This is a genomic window from Nonomuraea sp. NPDC050540 (assembly GCF_044457485.1).
Classification (GTDB): domain Bacteria; phylum Actinomycetota; class Actinomycetes; order Streptosporangiales; family Streptosporangiaceae; genus Nonomuraea.
On the sequence record NZ_JBITHA010000014.1, the window covers coordinates 57,277 to 77,750 of the forward strand.

At 69.3% G+C, this 20,474-nt stretch carries 24 protein-coding genes and 1 pseudogene; 8 read left to right on the top strand and 17 right to left on the bottom strand.

Annotation, left to right across the window (positions count from 1 at the left end):
- Nucleotides 1-19 precede the first annotated feature (19 nt).
- The 3 genes from ACIBI5_RS37465 to ACIBI5_RS37475 all read left to right on the top strand — a co-directional run bounded on the left by ACIBI5_RS37465 (nucleotide 20) and on the right by ACIBI5_RS37475 (nucleotide 2,480).
- The gene (locus ACIBI5_RS37465; protein WP_397253849.1) at nucleotides 20-703 is read left to right on the top strand and encodes a hypothetical protein; all 684 of its coding nucleotides are present in this window, start codon (nucleotides 20-22) and stop codon (nucleotides 701-703) included.
- A gap of 40 nt (nucleotides 704-743) precedes the next feature.
- Entirely contained in the window at nucleotides 744-2,039 is a 1,296-nt protein-coding gene (locus ACIBI5_RS37470) for a cytochrome P450 (protein WP_397253851.1), read from the top strand.
- A 90-nt stretch (nucleotides 2,040-2,129) separates the two neighbouring features.
- Entirely contained in the window at nucleotides 2,130-2,480 is a 351-nt protein-coding gene (locus ACIBI5_RS37475; RefSeq protein WP_397253853.1) for a PRC-barrel domain containing protein, read from the top strand.
- Between the two features lie 160 nt (nucleotides 2,481-2,640).
- On the opposite strand, the gene ACIBI5_RS37480 is transcribed toward ACIBI5_RS37475, so the two are convergent.
- From ACIBI5_RS37480 to ACIBI5_RS37500, 5 genes and pseudogenes are all read right to left on the bottom strand, one after another.
- A complete protein-coding gene (locus tag ACIBI5_RS37480) occupies nucleotides 2,641-2,814 on the bottom strand; it encodes a CDGSH iron-sulfur domain-containing protein (RefSeq protein ID WP_397254286.1) in 174 nt (57 codons plus the stop codon).
- A 78-nt stretch (nucleotides 2,815-2,892) separates the two neighbouring features.
- On the bottom strand, nucleotides 2,893-3,822 hold the full coding sequence (locus tag ACIBI5_RS37485) for an iron-containing redox enzyme family protein (RefSeq protein ID WP_397254288.1): 930 nt from the start codon (nucleotides 3,820-3,822) through the stop codon (nucleotides 2,893-2,895).
- Nucleotides 3,808-4,656: pseudogene (locus ACIBI5_RS37490) on the bottom strand (YbdK family carboxylate-amine ligase); the annotation flags it as partial. The gene ACIBI5_RS37485 and the pseudogene ACIBI5_RS37490, both read right to left, overlap by 15 nt.
- Before the next feature lie 20 nt (nucleotides 4,657-4,676).
- The gene (locus ACIBI5_RS37495; protein WP_397253855.1) at nucleotides 4,677-5,351 is read right to left on the bottom strand and encodes a DUF6766 family protein; all 675 of its coding nucleotides are present in this window, start codon (nucleotides 5,349-5,351) and stop codon (nucleotides 4,677-4,679) included.
- Between the two features lie 94 nt (nucleotides 5,352-5,445).
- Nucleotides 5,446-5,742: a hypothetical protein gene (locus ACIBI5_RS37500; protein ID WP_397253857.1), complete on the bottom strand. Its 297-nt coding sequence runs from the start codon at nucleotides 5,740-5,742 to the stop codon at nucleotides 5,446-5,448.
- A gap of 218 nt (nucleotides 5,743-5,960) precedes the next feature.
- Between ACIBI5_RS37500 and ACIBI5_RS37505 the strand changes: the two genes are divergently transcribed.
- Nucleotides 5,961-7,361 (top strand): molybdopterin-dependent oxidoreductase, encoded by a 1,401-nt coding sequence (locus ACIBI5_RS37505; protein ID WP_397253858.1) that lies wholly within the window; start codon nucleotides 5,961-5,963, stop codon nucleotides 7,359-7,361.
- Nucleotides 7,362-7,387: 26 nt separating this feature from the next.
- On the opposite strand, the gene ACIBI5_RS37510 is transcribed toward ACIBI5_RS37505, so the two are convergent.
- Nucleotides 7,388-7,906: an EF-hand domain-containing protein gene (locus ACIBI5_RS37510; protein WP_397253860.1), complete on the bottom strand. Its 519-nt coding sequence runs from the start codon at nucleotides 7,904-7,906 to the stop codon at nucleotides 7,388-7,390.
- Nucleotides 7,907-8,285: 379 nt separating this feature from the next.
- Between ACIBI5_RS37510 and ACIBI5_RS37515 the strand changes: the two genes are divergently transcribed.
- Nucleotides 8,286-9,617 (top strand): serine/threonine-protein kinase, encoded by a 1,332-nt coding sequence (locus ACIBI5_RS37515; protein ID WP_397253862.1) that lies wholly within the window; start codon nucleotides 8,286-8,288, stop codon nucleotides 9,615-9,617.
- 65 nt (nucleotides 9,618-9,682) lie between these two features.
- Nucleotides 9,683-10,882, top strand: a complete 1,200-nt coding sequence (locus ACIBI5_RS37520; protein WP_397253864.1) for an aromatic acid exporter family protein — start codon at nucleotides 9,683-9,685, stop codon at nucleotides 10,880-10,882.
- Nucleotides 10,883-11,073: 191 nt separating this feature from the next.
- Here the strand turns inward: ACIBI5_RS37520 and ACIBI5_RS37525 are convergent, their stop codons facing one another.
- The 4 genes from ACIBI5_RS37525 to ACIBI5_RS37540 form a co-directional block, all read right to left on the bottom strand.
- Nucleotides 11,074-11,349, bottom strand: coding sequence for a hypothetical protein (locus tag ACIBI5_RS37525; RefSeq protein ID WP_397253865.1), 276 nt, complete (start codon nucleotides 11,347-11,349; stop codon nucleotides 11,074-11,076).
- Between the two features lie 2 nt (nucleotides 11,350-11,351).
- Nucleotides 11,352-11,627 (bottom strand): hypothetical protein, encoded by a 276-nt coding sequence (locus ACIBI5_RS37530; RefSeq protein WP_397253867.1) that lies wholly within the window; start codon nucleotides 11,625-11,627, stop codon nucleotides 11,352-11,354.
- A 253-nt stretch (nucleotides 11,628-11,880) separates the two neighbouring features.
- Nucleotides 11,881-12,630: a YihY/virulence factor BrkB family protein gene (locus ACIBI5_RS37535; protein WP_397253869.1), complete on the bottom strand. Its 750-nt coding sequence runs from the start codon at nucleotides 12,628-12,630 to the stop codon at nucleotides 11,881-11,883.
- Nucleotides 12,631-13,393: 763 nt separating this feature from the next.
- Nucleotides 13,394-13,774, bottom strand: coding sequence for an STAS domain-containing protein (locus ACIBI5_RS37540; protein WP_397253871.1), 381 nt, complete (start codon nucleotides 13,772-13,774; stop codon nucleotides 13,394-13,396).
- Between the two features lie 155 nt (nucleotides 13,775-13,929).
- Here ACIBI5_RS37540 and ACIBI5_RS37545 point away from each other — a divergent pair, with 155 nt between their 5' ends.
- Nucleotides 13,930-14,319 (top strand): helix-turn-helix transcriptional regulator, encoded by a 390-nt coding sequence (locus tag ACIBI5_RS37545; RefSeq protein WP_397253873.1) that lies wholly within the window; start codon nucleotides 13,930-13,932, stop codon nucleotides 14,317-14,319.
- Between the two features lie 96 nt (nucleotides 14,320-14,415).
- On the opposite strand, the gene ACIBI5_RS37550 is transcribed toward ACIBI5_RS37545, so the two are convergent.
- From ACIBI5_RS37550 to ACIBI5_RS37560, 3 genes are all read right to left on the bottom strand, one after another.
- Complete coding sequence (locus ACIBI5_RS37550; protein ID WP_397253875.1) at nucleotides 14,416-14,601, bottom strand: hypothetical protein; 186 nt, start codon at nucleotides 14,599-14,601, stop codon at nucleotides 14,416-14,418.
- A gap of 65 nt (nucleotides 14,602-14,666) precedes the next feature.
- On the bottom strand, nucleotides 14,667-15,068 hold the full coding sequence (locus ACIBI5_RS37555) for an integrase core domain-containing protein (protein ID WP_397253877.1): 402 nt from the start codon (nucleotides 15,066-15,068) through the stop codon (nucleotides 14,667-14,669).
- On the bottom strand, nucleotides 15,056-15,340 hold the full coding sequence (locus tag ACIBI5_RS37560; protein WP_397253879.1) for a hypothetical protein: 285 nt from the start codon (nucleotides 15,338-15,340) through the stop codon (nucleotides 15,056-15,058). The genes ACIBI5_RS37555 and ACIBI5_RS37560 overlap by 13 nt, the downstream gene beginning before the upstream one ends.
- A gap of 94 nt (nucleotides 15,341-15,434) precedes the next feature.
- Here ACIBI5_RS37560 and ACIBI5_RS37565 point away from each other — a divergent pair, with 94 nt between their 5' ends.
- The gene (locus ACIBI5_RS37565; RefSeq protein WP_397253881.1) at nucleotides 15,435-15,812 is read left to right on the top strand and encodes a hypothetical protein; all 378 of its coding nucleotides are present in this window, start codon (nucleotides 15,435-15,437) and stop codon (nucleotides 15,810-15,812) included.
- 176 nt (nucleotides 15,813-15,988) lie between these two features.
- Here ACIBI5_RS37565 and ACIBI5_RS37570 read toward each other — a convergent pair whose 3' ends face one another.
- The 4 genes from ACIBI5_RS37570 to ACIBI5_RS37585 all read right to left on the bottom strand — a co-directional run bounded on the left by ACIBI5_RS37570 (nucleotide 15,989) and on the right by ACIBI5_RS37585 (nucleotide 20,302).
- The gene (locus ACIBI5_RS37570; RefSeq protein ID WP_397253883.1) at nucleotides 15,989-16,330 is read right to left on the bottom strand and encodes a hypothetical protein; all 342 of its coding nucleotides are present in this window, start codon (nucleotides 16,328-16,330) and stop codon (nucleotides 15,989-15,991) included.
- Nucleotides 16,331-16,411: 81 nt separating this feature from the next.
- Nucleotides 16,412-17,290, bottom strand: coding sequence for a hypothetical protein (locus ACIBI5_RS37575; RefSeq protein WP_397253885.1), 879 nt, complete (start codon nucleotides 17,288-17,290; stop codon nucleotides 16,412-16,414).
- 269 nt (nucleotides 17,291-17,559) lie between these two features.
- Nucleotides 17,560-19,194: a serine/threonine-protein kinase gene (locus tag ACIBI5_RS37580; RefSeq protein WP_397253887.1), complete on the bottom strand. Its 1,635-nt coding sequence runs from the start codon at nucleotides 19,192-19,194 to the stop codon at nucleotides 17,560-17,562.
- Nucleotides 19,195-19,783: 589 nt separating this feature from the next.
- Nucleotides 19,784-20,302: a hypothetical protein gene (locus tag ACIBI5_RS37585; protein WP_397253889.1), complete on the bottom strand. Its 519-nt coding sequence runs from the start codon at nucleotides 20,300-20,302 to the stop codon at nucleotides 19,784-19,786.
- Nucleotides 20,303-20,474 lie beyond the last annotated feature (172 nt).

The window sequence follows — 20,474 nt, forward strand, 5'->3', positions numbered from 1 at the left end:
CCGGCCCCAAGGACCGGCGGTGGACGAGGACTGGCCCACCCACGGCTGGCCCGCCGCCGCGTACGGCCAGGAGAAGGCCTACGTCGAGCGCGCGCTCGACGTCTTCGAGCGCGACCATTCCGGCATCCGCGTGGTACGGCTGCGCCCCGGCTTCGTCTTCAAACGCGAGGCCGCGACCGAGCAGCGCCGGCTGTTCGGCGGCCCCTTCCTCCCCAACGCCCTGATCCGGCGCGGCCTGATCCCCGTCGTGCCCGACCATCCGCTGCTGCGGCTGCAGGCCGTGCACGCCGCCGACGTCGGCCAGGCCTACCGCCTCGCGGTCACCCGGCAGGTGACGGGCGCCTTCAACATCGCCGCCGACCCGGTGATCGACCCGCGTACGCTGGCCGACCTCCTGGACGCCAGGCTGGTACGCGTGCCGGCGGCGCTTCTGCGCGGCGCGCTGGCCGCCGCCTGGCGGATGCGCCTGGTACCCACCGCGCCCGACCTGCTCGACATGGTCTTGCGGGTGCCCCTCATGGACACCACCCGCGCCCGCGCCGAACTCGGCTGGACCCCGGAGCACACCGCCGTCGACGCCGTCCGGGAACTCCTCGAGGGCATCAGGACCGGCGCCGACGCCGACCCCCCGCCGCTGGCGGCCGAGACCAGCGGCCCGGCCAGGACGCGCGAGTTCAGCAGCGGTGTCGGCAAGCGCCCTTGACCATCTGTTTTGTCCGCCGCCTCGGGGGCAAGCGGCAGAGATGACGACTTCACGCGCATCCTTCCTCGACCAGACGCTCAACCTGCTGGCCGGCGGATACGCCTGGCTGCCGGGGCTGTGGCGACGCGGGGACGGCAGGATGGTGCGCACGCGGGTCCTCGGACGTCCTACCGTGGCGCTGCGCGGACCCGAGGCGGTGCGGTTCTTCTACGACGAGCGCCACATGACGCGGCACGGGGCACTCCCCGAACCGGTCCAGGCCACGCTCACCGGAAAACGAACCGTGCACGGTCTCGACGGGCCTGCACACCGGACGCGCAAGCACCTGTTCATGTCCGTGCTCGCCGACCCCGGCCGGGTCACCGCACTCGCCGAGGAGGTGGGCGCGCACTGGGACCGCCGGCTGCGCGACCGGCCGGCGCACTCGCGTGTCGTGGTGTTCGACGAGGCGGCCGAGGCCATCACCGAGGGCGTGTGCGACTGGGTGGGCATCCCGATGGACGCCACCGACGCGCTGGCCGCCGACATGGTGGCGCTCGTCGACGGGTTCGGCGGTCTCGGCCCGCGGCACTGGAAGGCCCGGATGGCGCGGGCACGGCGCGAGAAGTGGCTGGCGGCCCTGCTCGCCGAACCGGACGCGCTGCCCTCGGGATCGGTGGCCGAGCTCGTCGCGCGCCATCGCGACGAGGACGGCCGGATCCTCGATCCGGGCATCGCCGCGACCGAACTGCTCAACATCGTCAGGCCCACGGTCGCGGTCGCCTGGTACGTCGCCTTCGCGGCCCATGCCCTGCACCGCTGGCCGGACAACCGCGCGCGCCTGCGCGCCGACCCCGGCTACGCCGACGCGTTCGCCCAGGAGGTCCGGCGCTTCTATCCCATTGCCCCCTTCGTCGGAGCGTTCGCCGTCAAGGACCTGACCTGGCAGGGCGAGCAGATCCCCGAAGGCACGCTGGTGCTGCTCGACCTTCACGGCCAAAACCACGACGACCAGCTGTGGGAGAGTCCCTACTCCTTCGATCCCGGCAGGTTCACCGGCGCCTCCGTCAGACGTGACGATCTCGTGCCTCAGGGTGGTGGCGATCCGCACACCGGTCACCGCTGCCCCGGCGAGGCCGTCACCGTGGCGATCCTGCGTACGCTGGCCGTACAGCTCGCGCGACTGGACTACATGGTGCCGCGCCAGGACCTGACCATCTCCCTGCGCCGGGTACCGACCCGTCCCCGCAGCGGCTTCGTCATCACCGACGTGCGCGAACAAGACGAAGCGAAGCGAAAGAGTGAGGCCGCGACGCCCCGCGTGCGTAGCCGGCAGACGGGCACGGCCGCTATCTGAGACGGGGCGCGATGGCTGAGCGCGGGTTTGCGGTGGCCCTGAAGGGTAGCCGATGCTCCTGCAACCCCGCACGATAGGAGTGACCAGCATATGACTGAGCCGTGGACTTACCGTGAAGGCGTCGTCTCCGACACCGGCGTGAGCTTGATCGGCTTCGACGTCGAAGCCACCGATGGCAAGATCGGATCGGTGGATGAGGAGAGCAGCGCGGTCGGCGACAGCTACCTCGTCGTCGACACCGGCTTCTGGATCTTCGGCAAGAAGGTCGTGATGCCCGCCAGTACCATTACTCGCGTCGACACCCAGGAGCAGAAGGTCTACCTCGCCCGCACCAAGGAGGAGATCAAGGACGCTCCCGAGTTCGACGAGAACACCTACCGGGAGCCGGACTACCGCCAGCAGGTCGGCGACTACTACGGCCGCTACCCGCACCTGCCCTGACCGGCAGCCGCGTCAGCTCACGCAATGGGCTCCCCTCGATCGTGGAGGGGAGCCCATTGCCGTTGCCGCCGGGAGGGGCCGCATAACCGCTGCCGCATCCCACTTCTGTCGAACCTCGGCGACTGAGCCAGCCAAGGTGGACGGCTGGCTCGCTGACCGGTCAAGGTTGCTGCGGACGGGTGCGCCGCCGATGGCTGGTGTCGCAGAACGGGTAAGTACGGCTCCTGCGGCAGGCGCACAAGGCGATCAGGAAACGATCGGACCGGGCGATGGAGCCGTCTTCCAGGACGATCTCGACCGGCCCTTCGACAAGGACGGGACCACCGGTCACCACCGTGACGCGGGTGGCCGGGACGGGCCGGGGTTCAGGCGGCTCGCCCTCGCGAGACGGCTTCTGATGTGCCTGCACGGATCACCATCCCTGTCCGCCGGACAGCGGGCTCAGCAACGAAGTGCGTCCGGCGCGCCAGGAGCCGAGCACGTGTTCGCCGAATCTGTCCTCCAGCCAGTCGGTCGCCTGGATGCCGAACACCACGTCTCCGGTCAGGTACGGCTCCCGCTCCAGCAGGTCGCCGATGACGTCGTGCCGCAGCACCTGTTCGTGTACGGCGTCCGCCTCGATGTGCTCGGTGAAGAACAGGGTGCCGCGCGGCCCCACGCCCAGGCGGCGCAGTCCCTGGTCGATCCGCTTGGTGCTGGGCGGGGTGGTGATCTCGGCTGCGGCGAAATGTCCGACCATGGCGCCGCGGAGACTGCGGTGCAGGCCGAACATCGACATCATGTTGACGGCCGCCAGCATCTCGGCGGGCGCCGCGTTCAGACAGGCCCCGTAGGCGGCGTCCAGGCCCAGTTCCTCCATGAGATCGGCGAACAGCCGAGCGTGCATCCGTTCCGCCCGCCCACCGCCGAACTCGTCGAACTCCACCGCGACCAGGGCGACCTTGGATCGTCCCTGCAGCCTGGGGATGACCCACACGTGAGGGTCGGCCTCCTTGAGGTGGTAAATCGAGCGATGCGCCACGTACTCCCGCAACTGCCAGCGTTCCCCGTCCTCGCGCAGGTGGTAGGACAGGCCGTCACCATCGATGGACTCGACGAGCAGGTTCCCGAGTTCGCCCGCCACGTCCTGCCCACCGGCGGTCTTGTCCCGCAACGCCGCGCCCGTACCGGCTCGTTTCACCCGCGTCAGCAGCGAGCTCACCGCGGGTAGGTCGCCGCTGTCGGTCAGGGCCTGGCTGACGTGCAGGACAAGCTGGACCTGGGCCTCCAGCGCAGGCACAGAACGTTCCTCGAAGGGGTCGATCCCGGGGCCGTCGAGCCCGTGTCGCGCCGCGTTCCACACCGCCGCCGAGCACACCTGATCGCTCACCTTCGACGCCTGCCGTCCCCCGGCCAGCGCCGATTCCGCCGTTGCGACCAGAGCCCTGGTGAGTGCCGCCTGCAGTACCGCCTCGTCGGCCGTACCGACGGCGTCGGCGGCCCGAACCTCCACGGTCGGCACCCCGATCCCCGGCCTGGCCAGCCAGAACGACATCGCATCGTCCACCAGCACCCCGCACGCGGCCAGGCGCTCCGCCTCCCGGTCGTAGGCGGCGACGGGATCGAACCAGGGCGGGACGCCCCCGTCGGGGAACCGCGACTGCTATACCATTCGCCAACTGGCGTAGCCCGAATCTCGGCCACGGTCGAACGGGGAGTTGGCCGACAGCGCCAGCAAGGCGGGCAGCCAGGGGCGCAAATGGTTGATCACGGCAACGGCTGTTTCACGATCCTTCACCCCGACGTGCACGTGGCACCCGGAACTCTGATAGTCGGCGACGACGCCCTGGTACATCCCCATGATGCGGGTGAACCGTTCACCCGAAGACGGGCGGGGCGATGACGCGGCGAGCACGGGCGTTCCAACCGATACCAGGCCCAGGCCCTCTTGCCGCGCTGCCGCGGCCAACAGGAAACGCGTGTCCTGAAGACCGAGAGTGGTGCAGACACCGGTGGCGGCCTCGACCTGCGTCTGGAAGAGCTCCTGATGGAAGCCGCCGCCCGAGTGCCCGCCGACCGCGGAGAGCACTCTTCCACGCCAACGGTCCCGGTCATATCGCCCCTCAACAGGTGGACATCTCCTCACCCCTACCCCGGGAGCATTGATCACGCCTCTGATCACTGCTTTATCCTCCACCGGAAGGACTGGGCAGACCGTCAGTTCTCCTCACCCGTCGTGGTGTGGGGCGCGCCCACGGGTTTGGATTCGGGTGATCCACGCTGGCGCAGGTAGACCGACAGGACGATCATCGACAGAACGGCCAGGAACTCCGACTGCCAGTTCTGCAAGGTGCGGCTCCAGAAGTCGGCCGAGGCCACGTACCCGCCCCAGCTCACCGGATCTTGCAGCTGAGCCAGTTGCCGGTTGTTGTAGGCGGCGGTGCCCGCCACCGACTGGGCCAGCCACGACAGCACGAAAACCAGCCCCATCACCAAGCCGAGCGAGTTGCTGAACAGGCTCTGGCGCAACCCCCGCGTCGCGGCCCACGCCGGGCTGTCGGACCGTGCATGCGGGCCGACCTTCTGCTCGTGGTCGCTCTGCCCGCCTTCTTCACCGGGCTTCTTCGACTCCGGCGAGCCCCGCTGCACCAGCCATACGGTGACCATGATGAACAGCAGGAACTGCAGGTACTCCGACTGCCAGTTCTCCGCCACGTCGACGGCGAAGTCGGAGGAGGTGACGTAGGCCTGCCAGGAGACGGGTTCACCCCCGCCGCTCAACTGGGTGGCGTTGTAGTCGGCCGTACCCGCGATCGACTGACCGACAAGGGCGGCCACGAAGGCCAGCAGGAAGAACAGGCTGAGGGCGTTGTCCTTGACGAAACGTCCCACCGATCCCCCTTAACGGCCCAGCAAACCGACGACAAGCATGTACGCCAGGCCGATCACGATGATGGCCAGCGTCGTGGCGAACATGACCCGCATCTCAGCCCTCCACCTCGCACCGGTACGGCTGGGCCTCTCGCGCAGCGCATCCCGCCGCCCTCACCAGCCAGCCTTTGGCGAACCGGTGCAGGAACACGGTGTCGGCGCTCAGCCGTACCTGCGCTTCATCTCCCCAGACGTGGGTCTCCAACGCCCGCCCGCCGGGCAGGCGCAGCTCGGCGATCGAGGAGGCGCACGTCTGGCCGCCGCTCTCCATGCCTTCCCTGGCCCGAGGAGAGAGCAGGGTACAGGCCTGCTCTGCCCGCCCAGCGTTGATCGCAACGTAGAAATCTTCCACCGCCGCCAAGACTTGCGCCTTCTGCGCAGTGGAGGAACAGCCCGTCACCCCCAAGATCAGGATCACGGTCAGTAGCCCGACGGCCCCTGTACGCGCTCTCATACGGAGCCCCTTACCCCTCCGCCATCCCCGTCACCCACCGTGAGAATGCGCCTACGCGGATTGCTCGCTCAGGAACCCTTGCGGTAGATCGGCCGAAACCGGGTAGCGGAAGTCGTATGTCTGGTGAACGCATGCCGTACGGACCAGGAGAAACGTGGCCCGAGCGGGTGGACGTCAGCCTGGCGGACGGGGTGCGGGTGCGTGATGTCGAGCGGTGGGTGCCGTCGGCGTCGCTGCTGCACTCCAACGGCGACGCGATGGACATCGCCGTGCGCGACGAGAGGATCGTGGGGGTGCGCGGGCGCGCGGCCGACCGGGTCAACCGCGGCCGCCTCGACCCCAAGGACCGGTACGGCTGGCAGGCCAACCATCACCAGGACCGCCTGGTCAGGCCGCTGGTGGACGGCCGGGAGACCGGCTGGGACGAGGCCCTGGACCTGATCGCGGCCAGATCACGGAAGCGTCTGCCGCACCAGATCGGCTTCTACACCTCCGGCCAGCTGTTCCTGGAGGAGAGCTACACGCTGGCGGTGATCGGCAAGGCAGGCCTGCGCACGCCGCACATGGACGGCAACACCCGCCTGTGCACCGCCACCTCCGCCGCCGCGCTGAAGGCGAACTTCGGCACCGACGGCCAGCCGGGCTCCTACGAGGACGTCGACCACTGCGACACGCTCGCCCTGTGGGGCCACAACGCGGCCGAAACCCAGATCGTGCTGTGGGAGCGCATGCTGGATCGCCGCCGTGGCGCGGACGCGCCGATGATGATCGCGGTGGATCCGCGCGACACCGCCGTCGCGGCCGAGGCCGACGTACATCTGGCGGTACGGCCCGGCACGAACCTGGCCCTGATGAACGCGCTGCTGCACCAGATCATCGCCAAGGGCTGGCACGAGCCGGACTACATCGACGCCCACACCATCGGGTTCGATCGGTTGTGCCGAGTGGTCGAGCCGTGCACGCCGGCGTGGGCGGCCGGGGTGTGCGGCGTTCCGGCGGTGCTCATCGAGCGGGCGGCCGAGATTCTCGGCTCGGCCAGGAACCTGTTCTCGACCGTCCTGCAGGGCTTCTACCAGTCCCATCAGGCCACCGCCGCCGCCTGCCAGGTCAACAACCTGCATCTGGTGCGCGGCATGCTGGGCCGTACCGGAGCGGGACTGTGCCAGATGGACGGCCAGCCGACGGCGCGGAACACCCGCGAGACGGGTGCCGACGGTGGCCTGCCGGGCTTCCGCAACTGGGCCAACCCCGCGCACGTCGAGGACCTGGCACGCCGGTGGAACGTCGACCCGGCCACCATCCCGCACAGCGGCCCGCCCACCCCCGCGCTGGAGATCTTCCAGCTCGCCGAACAGGGCGAGATCACGATGTTGTGGATCGTCGCCACGAACCCGGCGGTGTCGCTGCCCGACCTGGCCCGCGTCCGCCGCGTCCTGGCCAAGCCGGACCTGTTCGTGGTGGTGCAGGACGCGGGTCTGGCGCCGTGCCCGCACCCGCGGTTGGCCGTCTCATCGTGATCTAGGCCGGTCTAGGCCCGCGTCGGTTAGAACGTCCCGAATGACCAGGTGGCGGGGGCGTAGGGCTTGTGGTCGGCGAACAGCTCCAGCGCGGTCTTCTGTACGTTGGCAACGGCGATGGAGCCATCTGAAGCAGTGTGCTGGGCGGCTTGGTCAAGCGTCGTTGCGTCGGCGCCGAGCGCCTGCAGGAGGGACCGGTACTCCCGGTCGGTGAGCCAACCGTCATCGTCGGTGTCCGCCGCCGAGACCAGCGCCCTCACCCAGGGTTGCACCGCCTGCTGAAATCCTGCCGCGGCGAGGAAGAACTCGTCCTGGTTGATCTTGCCGTCGCGGTCACCGTCAGCGTTCGCGGCCACTTGCCGCCAGAACGTCCCGGCCGCGGCCTTGAGGGCCTTGGCCTGGGGCGAAGTCGCCGCCAGGCCGTAGGCGCCCATCGCCCGCTCGGTCACCGTGTCGACGTCGGCCTGCGTGATCACGCCGTCCTTGTCGTGATCGAATCCGGCGAGTCGTGCCTGCACTTTGCGCTGGAAGAAGTCGTTGTCCATGTGCGAGTCCTCCTTGAACTGCGTGGAAATGCGCTACGGGCCCTGCCCGCCGTCGGGTAAAGCAACGCCCCTGCCCAGGGACAGGGCCGACCCATAGCAGCAGACATGCGGTCAGCAGGACGCACTCACCCGAGCTCACCGCGGAGCGATCACACGTCGTCATCTCCGCGGCCCAGCGAAAGCGGGCCATGATGGCTGTCCGCGTGCGCTTCCAAAGACTGATCACGCTGCTGGAGGGTGACTCCGGACGGCTTCTTTGGGACGATCACCCGGCTGCAGTGGGCCGGCAGCCTGCTGTAGAAGGGTATGGCGTCGTGCTTGACCGGTCTCGAATGCTCGTCGCCGAATGGGTGAGCGTTGATCGGGTAGGTCGTGCGCTATGCCGGGTTCGCAGGGGTTTGAGGATTGGTTGCTGGGCGGCCGCTACCGGCTGCAGGCCGAGCTCGGCCGGGGCGGCATGGGCAGGGTCTGGCGCGGCCACGACGAGCTGCTCGACCGCGCCGTCGCGGTCAAGGAGGTCATTCTGGATCGGCGGCCGCCAGGCGATCGTGCCGCGCTGCTGGGCCGTACCATGAGCGAGGCCCGTCTGGCTGCCAGGTTGTCGCATCCGCACATCGCCGCCGTGTACGACGTGGTGGAGGCCGACGGGCGGCCGTGGATCGTGCTGCAACTGATTCCCGCCCCCACGCTGGCCGATGTGCTGGCCGAGCGAGGCCCGCTGCCGCCCGCCGACGTCGCCGGCATCGGCCTTCAGGTGCTGGAGGCGTTACAGGCGGCACACGCCGCAGGCATCGTGCACCGCGACGTCAAACCGGCCAACATCCTCCTGGCCGACGCCGGCCGGCACGCGGTGCTGACCGACTTCGGCCTGGCCACCACTCTGATGCAGCCCGCCCAAAGCGGCCTCACCCAGGCCGACATCGTGGTCGGCACCCCCGCCTACATCTCCCCGGAGCGCGCCCGCGGCGCGGCCCCGACCGCCGAGAGCGACCTGTGGTCGCTGGGCGTCACCTTGTTCACCGCGGTCGAGGGCCGCTGCCCGTTCGAGCAGGGCAGCCCTCTGGCGACCATCAGCGCCGTCCTCACAGCGGATCCGGTCCCTTTCGTACGCGCAGGTCCGCTGGCGCCCCTCCTGACCGGTTTGCTGGTCAAGGACCCGGCCCGCCGTACCGGCGTCGACGACGCCCGCCGGCGCCTGCGCCACATCACCGCCCCGCCCGCCTCGCCCGCCGTCGCGGCACCGTCCGCGACCGCCTCGCCCGCCGTCGCGGCACCGTCCGCGACCGAGCCCACCCCGCCGCGGACCCATCCGACCGGCCCCCGTCCCACCGCAGTCCGCGCTCCGGCACCCGCGCGCCACGCCGCCGATCCGGCTGCGCGGGCGCCTTGGATCATGTACGCGGCAGCGGTGTCCGTCCTGGCCGCCGGTGTGCTGGCGGCCGCCAACTGGCCGGACGGACCGACGGACACTCGCACCGCCGGGCGTCCCTCCCCCGGCACGCCTGCCACCACGGCACCCACCTCACCCGCCGCGCTCCTGCAACTGAAGCCCGGGTCCACCAGACGTGGCCGGCACCAGACCGTAGGGCCCGCCCGCGTCCCAGCGGTGGACTCCATGCCGCCGGGGCAGGCGAAGAAGCTCACCGGTGACGGCGGCGGCAAGGTCAAACACGGGCACAAACTCCACTCGCCCGGCAAAGGCCACAAGTGATCGGGCTGCCGGGGCCGCGCCTGGCTCCTGGGAAAGTTCGGTGAATGCGGTGACAGGGGGATCGTGTGAGTGAGCGTTGGGGGGTACGGCTGGCGGGGGCGGCGCGGCGGGAGTTGCGCTATGTGCGTCAGCAGGTGACAGGACTGGGCGAGCAGAGTTCCTCTCAGCGTCTGGAACTGCGGCAGATCGCCAAGGCGACCGCGGCCGCGGTGCTGGCGTGGTTGATCGCTGATCGGTTGCTGGCGCGGGAGACGGTGTGGTTCGCCCCGGCCACCGCGGTGATCATGGTTCACGCGACCGTGTATCGCACGGTGACCAACGGGCTGCGGCGGGTCGGCGCGGTGGCCGCCGGGGTCTTCCTGGCCGGCAGCATCGGCCATCTTCTCGGCCTGAACGCACTCAGCCTGGTCCTGGTCGTGCCACCCGCGTTGATCGCGGCGCGCTGGCATCGGATGGGACGGCACGGTTCGGACGTGGCCACCACGGCCGTGCTGATGTTGTCGTTCGGCGCCGCCTCCCAGGAGCGCTATCTGGCCGGGTACCTGGTGGCGACCGTGATCGGGGCGTTATGCGGAGCGGGGGTGAACGCGCTGATCTGGCCGCCACTGTATCTGCGTCGCCCTTTCCGGGCGCTGCGCGGGCAGAGCCGGGAGGCCGCGGCACTGCTGGAGAGCATGGCGGCAGGCTTGAAGGAGCGCTGTGACCTGTCACGTCTTCCCGAGTGGGAGACGCGGGCCGCAGAACTGGATGCCCGCCTCGTCCAAACCCGGGAGGCGATCACCGACGGCGTCGAAAGCCGCCGCTACAACCTGCGCCGTTCCCGCCACCCTGCCGAGGGGGATCATGCGGTGTTGCTGAGCGCGATGAGCCAGGCCGGCGTACACGTGCACGCCATCGTGCGCGCACTGGCCCACATCGAGCAGCAGCCGGGCGTGGATACCGCCACCGGCTGGATCAGCGTGCACTTCGCCCGCGACTACGCCGAACTGCTGGACACGCTGGCGGCCGCACTGGTCCGGGTCATCCCGCCCGAGCCAGACGACCGCGAAACCGCCGAACTGCTCTCGCGCGCTCGCGAGAAGATCGAAGCCATCCATCGGCAGATGACCGCGGAGATCCGCGCCGGCGAGGTGGAGCGCCCCCAGGGCTGGGCTGCCAGCGGCAGCCTGCTCACCGACGCCGAGCGCATCCTCGCCCTGCTGACCCGCCTCACCACACCTGCCACAACCGCTGACGAATCCCCAGCGAGCCTCGCCACACCATGACCAGCCCACGCCGCGCAGTCTGCGAGAACAGCGGCCGCCAGCCCGAAAGCATGCGAAGCCGTCGAGCAAACCTGGACTTCGAGGCCGAGCATCAGTCCCCGCTGAGCGCGTGGAAACCATGGGCCGGAACTACCCTCGCGGTCCTGTTCGTCCTCACCGCCCTGGCGCGTTCAGCACCGCCAAGGACCTGGTCACACCAGATCGTCCTTTGGCCTGGCGGCAACGGCCACGGCCGGATCAGGCCCGCCCGAGGTCGTCGCGGGCACCGGGAGATGTTCCGCGCGGATCACCACGAGTTCCTCATAGCGCTGGCCCGGCAGGATCAGCCCGCGTTCCTCCAGCCATGCCGCCCGCCCGTTCATGACCGGTCCGAACGGCACCCGCTTGCGTACCGCCACCCGCGCACACAGCCCCTGAGCCCGCAACCGGGACAAGGTGGCGGCCACGCCGCTCAGCGCCGACTGCACGATCAGCAGCCGCCCACCCGGAGCCAGATGCGCCGCCGCCCGGCGCAGATCTCATCCAGTACCCGCCGCCCGTCCAGACCCGCCTCCCACGCGCGGGCCCTGCTATGCGCGCCCGGCAGCTGCGACAGACCGATCACGTACGGCGGATTCGCCGTGATGAGATCGAACATCTCCTGCCCGATCGGCGCGAACAGGCTCCCCCGCATCACCCGCACCCGCAGCCCACGCGCCATCGCGTTGACGCGCGCCGCCAGCATCGCACGCCAGGACAAGTCCACCGCCGTCACCCGGGGCAGGCCGCCACGCGCCGCGCACAGCGCACAGCGCACAGCGCACAGCGCACAGCGCACAGCGCACAGCGCACAGCGCACAGCGCACAGCGCACAGCGCGAGCATCCCGGTGCCCGTACACAGATCGAGCACCCGCGCACCCACCGGAAGCACGTTCGCGGCGAGCGCGGCGGCGAGAAGCTGGGTATCACCCTGCGGCCGGTACACGTCCGGCGGCCTCAGCAAGAACATGCCACCCAGCTACCCCAAAAGGGACAAAACACTCGTCCACCGTCGTGGCTTCTCGTCCTCGTTCATCTTCCGTACGTCACGCGGCTCGAGATAGGGCTCATGGGAGGCCGGATACCCGGCGGCGATGGCACGGCCACGAGCGCTGCCGGGAGTGATCCAGCGAAATCCGGGATGCTCGACATTGGGCGCGAACCAGTACAATAGCGCCAGCACCACGATCATCATGATGACCAGCACCGGCCACTTGGCGACGTTCCAGACCGTCACACCGGTTTCGCCGATCCCGAGCACCTTGCGCGCCTGCTCCGCGAGGCTGCCGGTGAACACCACCCCGCTCGCCCCCGCGGCCATCATGGCCACGAGGACGAGCGTGATCGCCAGCCGCAGCGGCAGTGTCTTCCAGATCGGCCGCCCCTCCGGCATCTCGTACATGATGTTCGCGGCCCGCATGAACGCCGCCACGTACCCCGACGCCGACCACAGCTCAACGGCGATCCCGATGACCGTCGCGGTACCGGCCGCCCCCTGGCTGCTCTGCAGTGACTGCAGGACCTGATCGATGATCTGCCTGGCCGGCCCGGGAGCAATCGCACGGAGATTGTCAGAGATCGACTCCGTCGCCGACTGCCCGAACAGACCGAGGAGCGACACGACCGCCAACAAAGCCGGAAAGATCGACAAGACCGCGTAGTAGGTCAGGGCGGCAGCCCAATCCACGACATGGTCATCCTGGAACTCCCGCACCGTGCGCTTCAGCACCTGCCAGCGAACGTCCGGACAAATCAGTCGGCCGGTCAGGGACGCTGATCTCCCCCGCCACGCTACGGTCCTCGGTCATGACCGGGCGCTACCCGAGTCCCTCGAAGCCACACGCGCACTCACCACATCGCCACCTCACCTGCCGACCGGCATTCTCGCTTATCAGGCAACCAGCCCCACTGGACACGCATCCTCCCTTTTAGGCCGAATCGTCGATGGGCCACCCTCACAAGCCCGGATCAAGGGGTGGCTCGACACAACCTCTTGACGAGCGGGCGAGGACCGAGCTCGAGAGAGCTCTCTGCCGTTTCGCTGCGCCCAGCGGTGGGCGCAGGCGGTATAGCCCTCCAGCTCAGCGGGCGGCAGGTCCGCGGCGTAGGTGTCGCCGACGATGTCGGGGTCGCCTGCGCCGAAGATCTGGCACCATCGAGACCGCCACCAGGCACGCGAACCTTGATCGTTGCGGCATCGGGGTTGTTTACGCTTGGGCGATGACACTGCGGTTCGATGGCGAGTGGATCACCAGCGACAGCTGCAAGCAGGTGGCGAAAGCCGAACCCGAGGGGGATGGGTGCTGTCCTGGCGGCCGGGTACCTACAGCCGGGACCAGGCGATGGCCGCGCTGACCCGTGCGGAGAGCGGCGACCTGACCACCGACCCCGAACAGCCGCCCGCTCACGCAAACGGGCCTATGACTTCCCCGACCCCCATGACAGAGCCGGAAGGCGGCCCAAGGTAGTGAGAAACGCCACGCGGTGCGGGTTCAAGCTCCGTTGTGAAGCACTGCGTGCGGGTCGATCAGGTCGGCGGCCGTGATCGCCTGACCGAGCGTGGCGTGGGTGCGCAGCAGCCGGCAGACGCCGGTGATCTCCAGGGCTCGGGTGACGCGTTCGTGCGGCGCGGCCAGGTGCAGGCCGGCACCGTGAACGCTCTGGCGGTGGTGCTGCTCGATGAGCAGGTGCAGGCCGGAGCTGTCCATGAAGGTCAGCGCGGACAGCTCCAGCACCAGCGGCAACTCGGGCCGCGGATGCTCGCGTTCGATAAAAGCGGTCAGTTGCGCGGCGGTGACGATGTCCAGCTCACCGGCCACCTCGATCAGGGTGCCACCGATCAGAGCCCTGCTGGTCAGGTGCAGCGGTGTCACGTCGGCCTCGTCTCCGGCCAGGTCCTCGTCGTGGACGCCGGCCGCGCGTCCGGTTCTTGACGGCGGTGTAGCGTCGGTGGGTGCTGCGGAGGTTTCCTGGCTTCCTCGACCGTAACCCCTGAACACTCTTACATGAAAGACCTTTCAGGATAAACTTGGTCATAGTCACCATCTCGACACCACCCGTCACCACCAGGGCCGAACGGGGGAGCACCATGCAGCCCGGCCAGCAGATCCCCGCCTGGACCTTCCTGACCCACCACGCCCGCGTGCTGCTGGAAATCGCCCGCAACCCCGAAGTACGGCTACGCGACATCGCCACCACCATCGGCATCACCGAACGCACCGTGCAAACGATCGTCAACGACCTGCACGAAGCCGACTACCTCACCCGCCAGCGCATCGGACGCCACAACCACTACACCCTCAACACCGACCAGCACCTGCGCTACCCCACCGAAGCCGACCTGCCCGTACGCCGCCTGATCGACATGTTCTCCGAACGCGACCTGCCCACCGGCCCGCCCCCGGCACACGATCAGTAAGTGCGACACAGATGGCAAAGGCGGCCACCTCGGGGCCCGGGGCGTGCCGACGGTGGTGGTCAGGCTCGGCTCGCGCTTTCCCACGTACGTACAAGCTCACGAGAAGGCGGTCACCGTTGGCGTTGCGGCGGCGGCGGTCGCGGCCCGGGTGAAGGTCTTGTTCACCAGGCGGCGCAGGCGGGCATGGTCGAGTGGGTCGCAGTGCACGAGGTTGTGTTGCAGGCTGCTCGGCGGCGCCATCGACAACGTGAAGCTGTCTGTAGGCGCGCACGAGTTCTCCATCCTGCTAACCATCGCGTTCGGTGCCAAAACTCGCTCATAGCGCTGGCCTGCGGTTTCACGCGGCGTCAAGCGGCTCTGCGATACTCGTGGATCAGGCCGCAGACAGCGCTTCGTCGCTCTATTCGAGCCGTGAGATCGACCACCTCGGCAGGATCGTGAAGGGGCCCGCGTAGCGACAGGGCCTGATGCGGTCGATGCTGGTTGTAGTGGCGCTCGTACTTGGCCAGGACCCGTCGCAAATGCCGCTCACCGTGAACCAGAAGGTGATCGAGGCATTCGCGCCGGAGCGTGCCGACGAACCGCTCGGCGAAGGTATTCGCCCGCGGCGATCGCGGCGGGATCTTGAGGGCACGCACGTCCGCCCAGGCGAGTACATCGTCAAATCCTCCGCCGAACTTGCCATCCCTGGCTCGGATCAGGAACCGGAACCCGTCGGCTCGCTCGCCCAGTTCCATCAGCAGGTCCATTTCTTCTTGACCAGCCTGCGGTGCCAGCAAAGCAGCGTGCCAGGCGTCACGATGCGATGCAGCCGAAGGCGAGCGGGTAACAGCCTGGCCAGCGCGGCCGGCAACGCCCGATCGGCCCAGTCCGGCCGGGGCCGAGCGACCTGGCGACGCAGCACCGCGACCTCATGCCGCAACACCAAGATCTCCACCTCCTTGGAAGCACTACCCCGAGCGAGCAGCACCAGCCAACCGAACACCCGAACCACCAGCAGATACACAAGACGGAACAGCACGAGAACCGAGCCTAGGAGAGCAGGTCAGACCCTCTGCATCATTTCTGGCACCGGACACCGCTCATGAGCGACGCCACGACTTCTACAGCGCAAGGTGCAGTCCCGCCTGGCCAGCTTCGATCATGACCAGGACGGCGTGATCACCCGCGCCGACCTCGACCTGGTGACCGGCCGGGCGCTGGCCGCGTTCGGCCTGGCCGCGACCTCGCAGCAGGGCAAGGCCCTGGCCGACGCGGCCGCACCCTGGGTGGCCGCCCTCATCGCCGCCGCCGACCGAGATGAGGACGGCAAACTCACCGCGCAGGAATACCGCTCGGTGCTGCGGGCGCTCGGCGCCGATGAGCAGACACTCGGGCAGATCAGCAAATCCGGCAGCCCGGTCCCGGTGGAGTCGGCGAAGAACACCGCGCTGAAGCTCTTCGCCGACCAGCAGCCCGACAGCCCCGCAACCTGGGCCTTCGGCACAACCTGACCGCACCCGGCCACCCGAGCGGCCCGCCGCCCCTGCCCGACCTGTCACGAAGTGTGATCGTCCCAGGGGCGGCCGCCGACCGGCCGCACGGCGTTCAGAGCCATAAGGCCCGGGCGGATGCGCTTGGTGAGGGGGCACCGATGGCCGGCATCCGGCCGAGGGGCGCCCTCGTTACCTCATCCGGGCAGGTGCGCCCGCAATGAGTACAGCATCGGCAGGTGGGAGTCCCCGAACGGAAGCCGGAACAGTCCGTCCTCACCACGTGACAGCAGGGAACGGGGGTCCAGATCGACGGCTACGTGCTCGCCGAGGCGCGTCACCGTCAACCCCGCCTCCGCCGCCGCCGTGACGATCTCACCCACCGAGTACGGATACTGCACCGCCTCCTGCGGCTCGATCTCCAGGCCGGGACTGGCGTAGGTGTCGGAGATCGTCTCCCGGTGGGCCTGCCCGCCGGCGCAAGGAGCCGCACCCGTAGCCCGGCCACGACCTGATCCGCCGCGCCATGGGCAGAGCATGGAACGTCTGGCGTGATCGCAGACAAGCCCATGACCGCGGCCAGCTCACCGGCGGGCAGGTGCTCGGCGTCGTCGACGAACTCACGTTCCGCAAATGGCGCGCGAGGTGATGCCTCTCGGGCCGGTGCTGGTGGGGTGCGCGCGGGCGTAGACCGTCCATGAGCCCTCCCCCGAGCGGTAGGAGTCGGTGAGCGCCACCCCCTGGTAGGTGTCGTACCAGACGCCGCCCCCGCCTCCGCCGAGGAGCGTGGTCCCCGCCGGGCAGGTCGCGGTGGCCGGTTTGTACTCGCCCGGGGCGACGACCGCACTCCCTCCCGAGACGATCTGGATCGTCGGACCGCTGCCGCAGATGGCGATGGGCTGGATGCCGATGATCTCGGTGTTGTGGTTGCGGACGCGGATGAACCAGTCATCACCGACCGAGTCGCTCCCCGGAAGCGAAGCGTCGACGGAGACGTTGAGCGGGCCGCTGATCCACTGCCCGCCGCCGAGGATCCGCATCCCCGCCGGGCAGTCCACGGAGGCCGACTCCTGGCCGCCATTCGGGGTGACGCTGACCGCACTTCCAAAGACCTGCCGGTACGCGGTGAGGCCGCTGCCGCAGACCGCGTAACCGGTGACATAGGCCTCGCTCGTACCGTTGTTGCGCACGGTGGTCTCCCACGTGCCGCGCCATGGGATCGAGCGGGTAAGGACCACGGCCCCGAAGACGGGATTGCTTTCGCCGCCGCCGAACACCTGCGTCCCGGCCGGGCAGGCGGCGATGGCTTCGGCGGTGCCACCCGCGGGCACCCTGACCGGTGAGGACTGGACGAAGACGGGACCGTCCGCGCTGCGGGCCTCTGCCGAACTGGACCACGGTTCGATCTTGGACGGAGGAGGCTCGCCGGACGGGATCGGCCCTGACAGGTACAGACCGAGGGCGACAGTCAGCGCCATGACCTCAGCAAGAAGCGGCATACGGATCTCCCGCCGTCATCGTGATCGCCTCCGGGCCCATCCCATTGTGACCGCGCAAAGGAAACAAGGGGGCGAAACGCGTAACCGCCCTCCAGGAGCCGCCCTGAGGCGAGTCGGCGCGGCCATCACACTGTCGAAATCCGCCTGTCATCACCGACCGTGATGCTCCACGGTTTGTGCACGCTGTTTCGTCTCTGCGCGTGTGTGGCCCCATGCGTGCAGGCGCGCCTCGCCCTCCCCGCCGATGGTGCGGACCGCGGTGGTCATCATCACCGAGACTCCGCCAGCTTCACGGCCGACTTCGCGGCGGCCTGGGCGATGTTCCTGGCCTCGTCGGGGGAGTATCGCCGGCTCTCCACGATGACGTTGAGCCTCATGTTGACGTCTCGGGCGTACAGATTGGCTATGCCCCGTTGCCAGTACGCCTCCTCACCGACTCCGGCGGCGGTGCGCTCGTACGACCCGTGGGCGGAGGCGTAGCCGCTCTCGAAGCGCTCGTCTGCCAGCTCCGCTCCGGTCTTGCCGCCTTGGGAGAGGTGATGATCCCAGGAGACGACGATCCTGTCTCCGTTCTGGTTGCTCCAGAAGCACTGGTTGGACTGCTTCGGCGTTTCACCGACTGCCTCCAGGTTGCCGCTCGGCTTTCCGTAGCCCGCGGGCACCTCCACCATGCCCGTGGCCTCCTTGCACGTCGGCACCCGCTGCGTGTACTTGTCGGGGACCTTCGACAAGGGCGTCGTCCCGGGGGCCGGGACGGTCTCGCTGCTGCTGGGCTCCTGGGCGTCCGGATTCCCGGGGAGCGGGCTCGACGGGTCGCCGCCGTTGCCGTCCAGGGAAACGAAGGTCAAGACCGCCGCCGCGGCCACCACCGCGGCCGCGGCACCCCCCGCCGGCCACCAGGTGCGCTTACGACGGGGCGCGGCGGCAGGCGGCCTGGGCGGGAACGGCGGCGAGGACACGACAGGCGGGGCCGGGATCCTGACGGGGGCGGCGAGCGTAGGGACACTGGAGGCGACCGGTCCAACGACCAGCCGATCGATCTCAGCCTGCTGTTCGGCCGCGAGCCGATGCACCGCCTCGGGCCAAGGCCGCCACGCGGGCGTCACCGTGCCGATCGCGGTGAGGAGTTCCAGTGGCGACGGGCGCTGCGCCGGGTCCTTGGCCAGGCACACCTCGATGAACGACCGTAGTGCCGGCGGTACCGCGTCCAGGGTCGGTGCCCGGTGCGCGAGGTTGTAGAGCACGCCCGGCACCGACGTACCCGCGAATGGCGGCTTGCCCGTGCACGCCATCACGAGGGTCGAGCCGAGCGAGAACACGTCGGCGGCGCCGGTCCGCGGCAGGTCCTGGACCTGTTCCGGTGCCATGAATGGCGGCGAGCCCACCATGGCGCCGGCGTGGGTGAGCTTCGGGTGCCCCTCTGCGGCCCGTGCGATACCGAAGTCGGTGACGCGTACGCCGTCCTTGGCGAGCAGCACGTTGGACGGCTTGAGGTCGCCGTGGACCAGACCCGCCCGGTGCACGTCGACCAGTGCCTGCGCGAGACCCTCCGCGAGCGGCCTGACCGCTTCCTCGGGCAACGGGCCCGCGGCGGCCAGGACCTGGCCCAGCGAGGGACCGGGCACGAACACCGAGGCCAGCCAGGGCGCTTCGGCCTCCGTGTCAGCGTCCAGTACGGCGGCGGTGTAAGCACCCGACACCTTGCGCGAGGCCGCCACCGCGTGCCGGAACCGGACCCGGAACCCGGCGTCCTCGGCCAGTTCGGGGTGCACCTGCTTGACCGCGACGAGACGGCCGTCGGGGGCGACGGCGAGCAGGACGCGCCCCATGGCACCCTGCCCGAGCTCGGCCACCGTCTGGAACGGGCCTATGCGCGACGGCCCGGACCCCCGTGTCGCACGCATGACGCCCTGTCCCTTCCCGTCAAGACCTTCCGGTCCCAGGCGGAGGGTCATCCGGTTCCCCTCCCGGTCCCGAGTCGATGCGCCGCTTCGCCTCTTCCAGGGCTCTACAAGGCCGTCACGGCGACCCGATGCAGAAGCCCTTGCCGTCGTATTCCCGCATGACGGAGGTGCCGTTGGGGCAATCGCCGATGCTGAGCGACGAACCTTCCAAGATCCTCAGTAGTTTGCGGCCCGCGTCAGGTGACGAGCACTCAACGACGTCGTAGCCCCTGGTGGTGAAGCACGTTCCGACCTCCGAGGTGTTCCAGCCCTTCGAGCAGGAGGAGACGGCAGGTAGCAGAAGAACCACAGAGATGAGCAATGCAAGGCGGGAGGGCAAGCGGACTCTCCTCAAACATTCGTATTCGTCGAACCTAGCGGGCTCACGGGAAACTCGGCAAGATCACCAGATCTTCAGCCGCGCAGCTCGCGCTGCCCTGCGCATGGAAGAGACCCACGACGGCCTGGCCGATCACGACCAGGAGATGCCGACCGTGAAGTTCTCCGACAGGACCCAGACACCGGCCCCCGGCAGAGCGAAGGAACCCCGTCACGGCACCAGGCGCCCGGCCGACGTGCCCGATCGCCTCACCAGCGCGTTCAGATGGGCGAGCTCGGCGCGGTGCACCTCCAGTACGGCGGTGATCGCCTCGGGCGGCAGCTGATCGCGCAGGGCGACGGCCGCGCCGCGGTAGCTGTCCCGTACGGCGTCGCGGGCGCGGACGGTGTCCTCGTACGCGGAGCGGGCCAGCAGCAGCGGATGGATGGCGAGCACGTCACGGTGAGCGCGATAGCCCGGCGGCATCGCCTCCAGCAACCAGCCGACCGCCCTGCCCGGCCAGCCATCAGCGCCGGGCGCCGGCACCTTCGGCGGCCACGCCTGCGGCAGCCGGCGGACGCCGTCATCCGCGGCCGGCGCGGTGAGAGCGGGCGGATCGTCCCAGGGCAGGCGGGTGCAGTCGACGTCGTCGATCGGGGCCAGGCTCAGGCTGGGTCTCGGGTGGTGGGAAGGCTGGGGCTCCTGTCCCCATATCTGTGCGACGACCGCAGGAGCCTGCTTGCCGATCACACGGCCGGCTCCCCATTCGAGCGGTACAGCATCCCGGTGCGGGACGTTGGCCGGGCTCGGCGCCGACTTTGCGCCTGCCGATAATTCCATCCGTCCAGGTCGCGGTCTTGCAGGGCTTCTCTCGCAGGCAGGCTTCGATTCCCGAAGAGGCGCCAGCGCGGAAGGATGACCG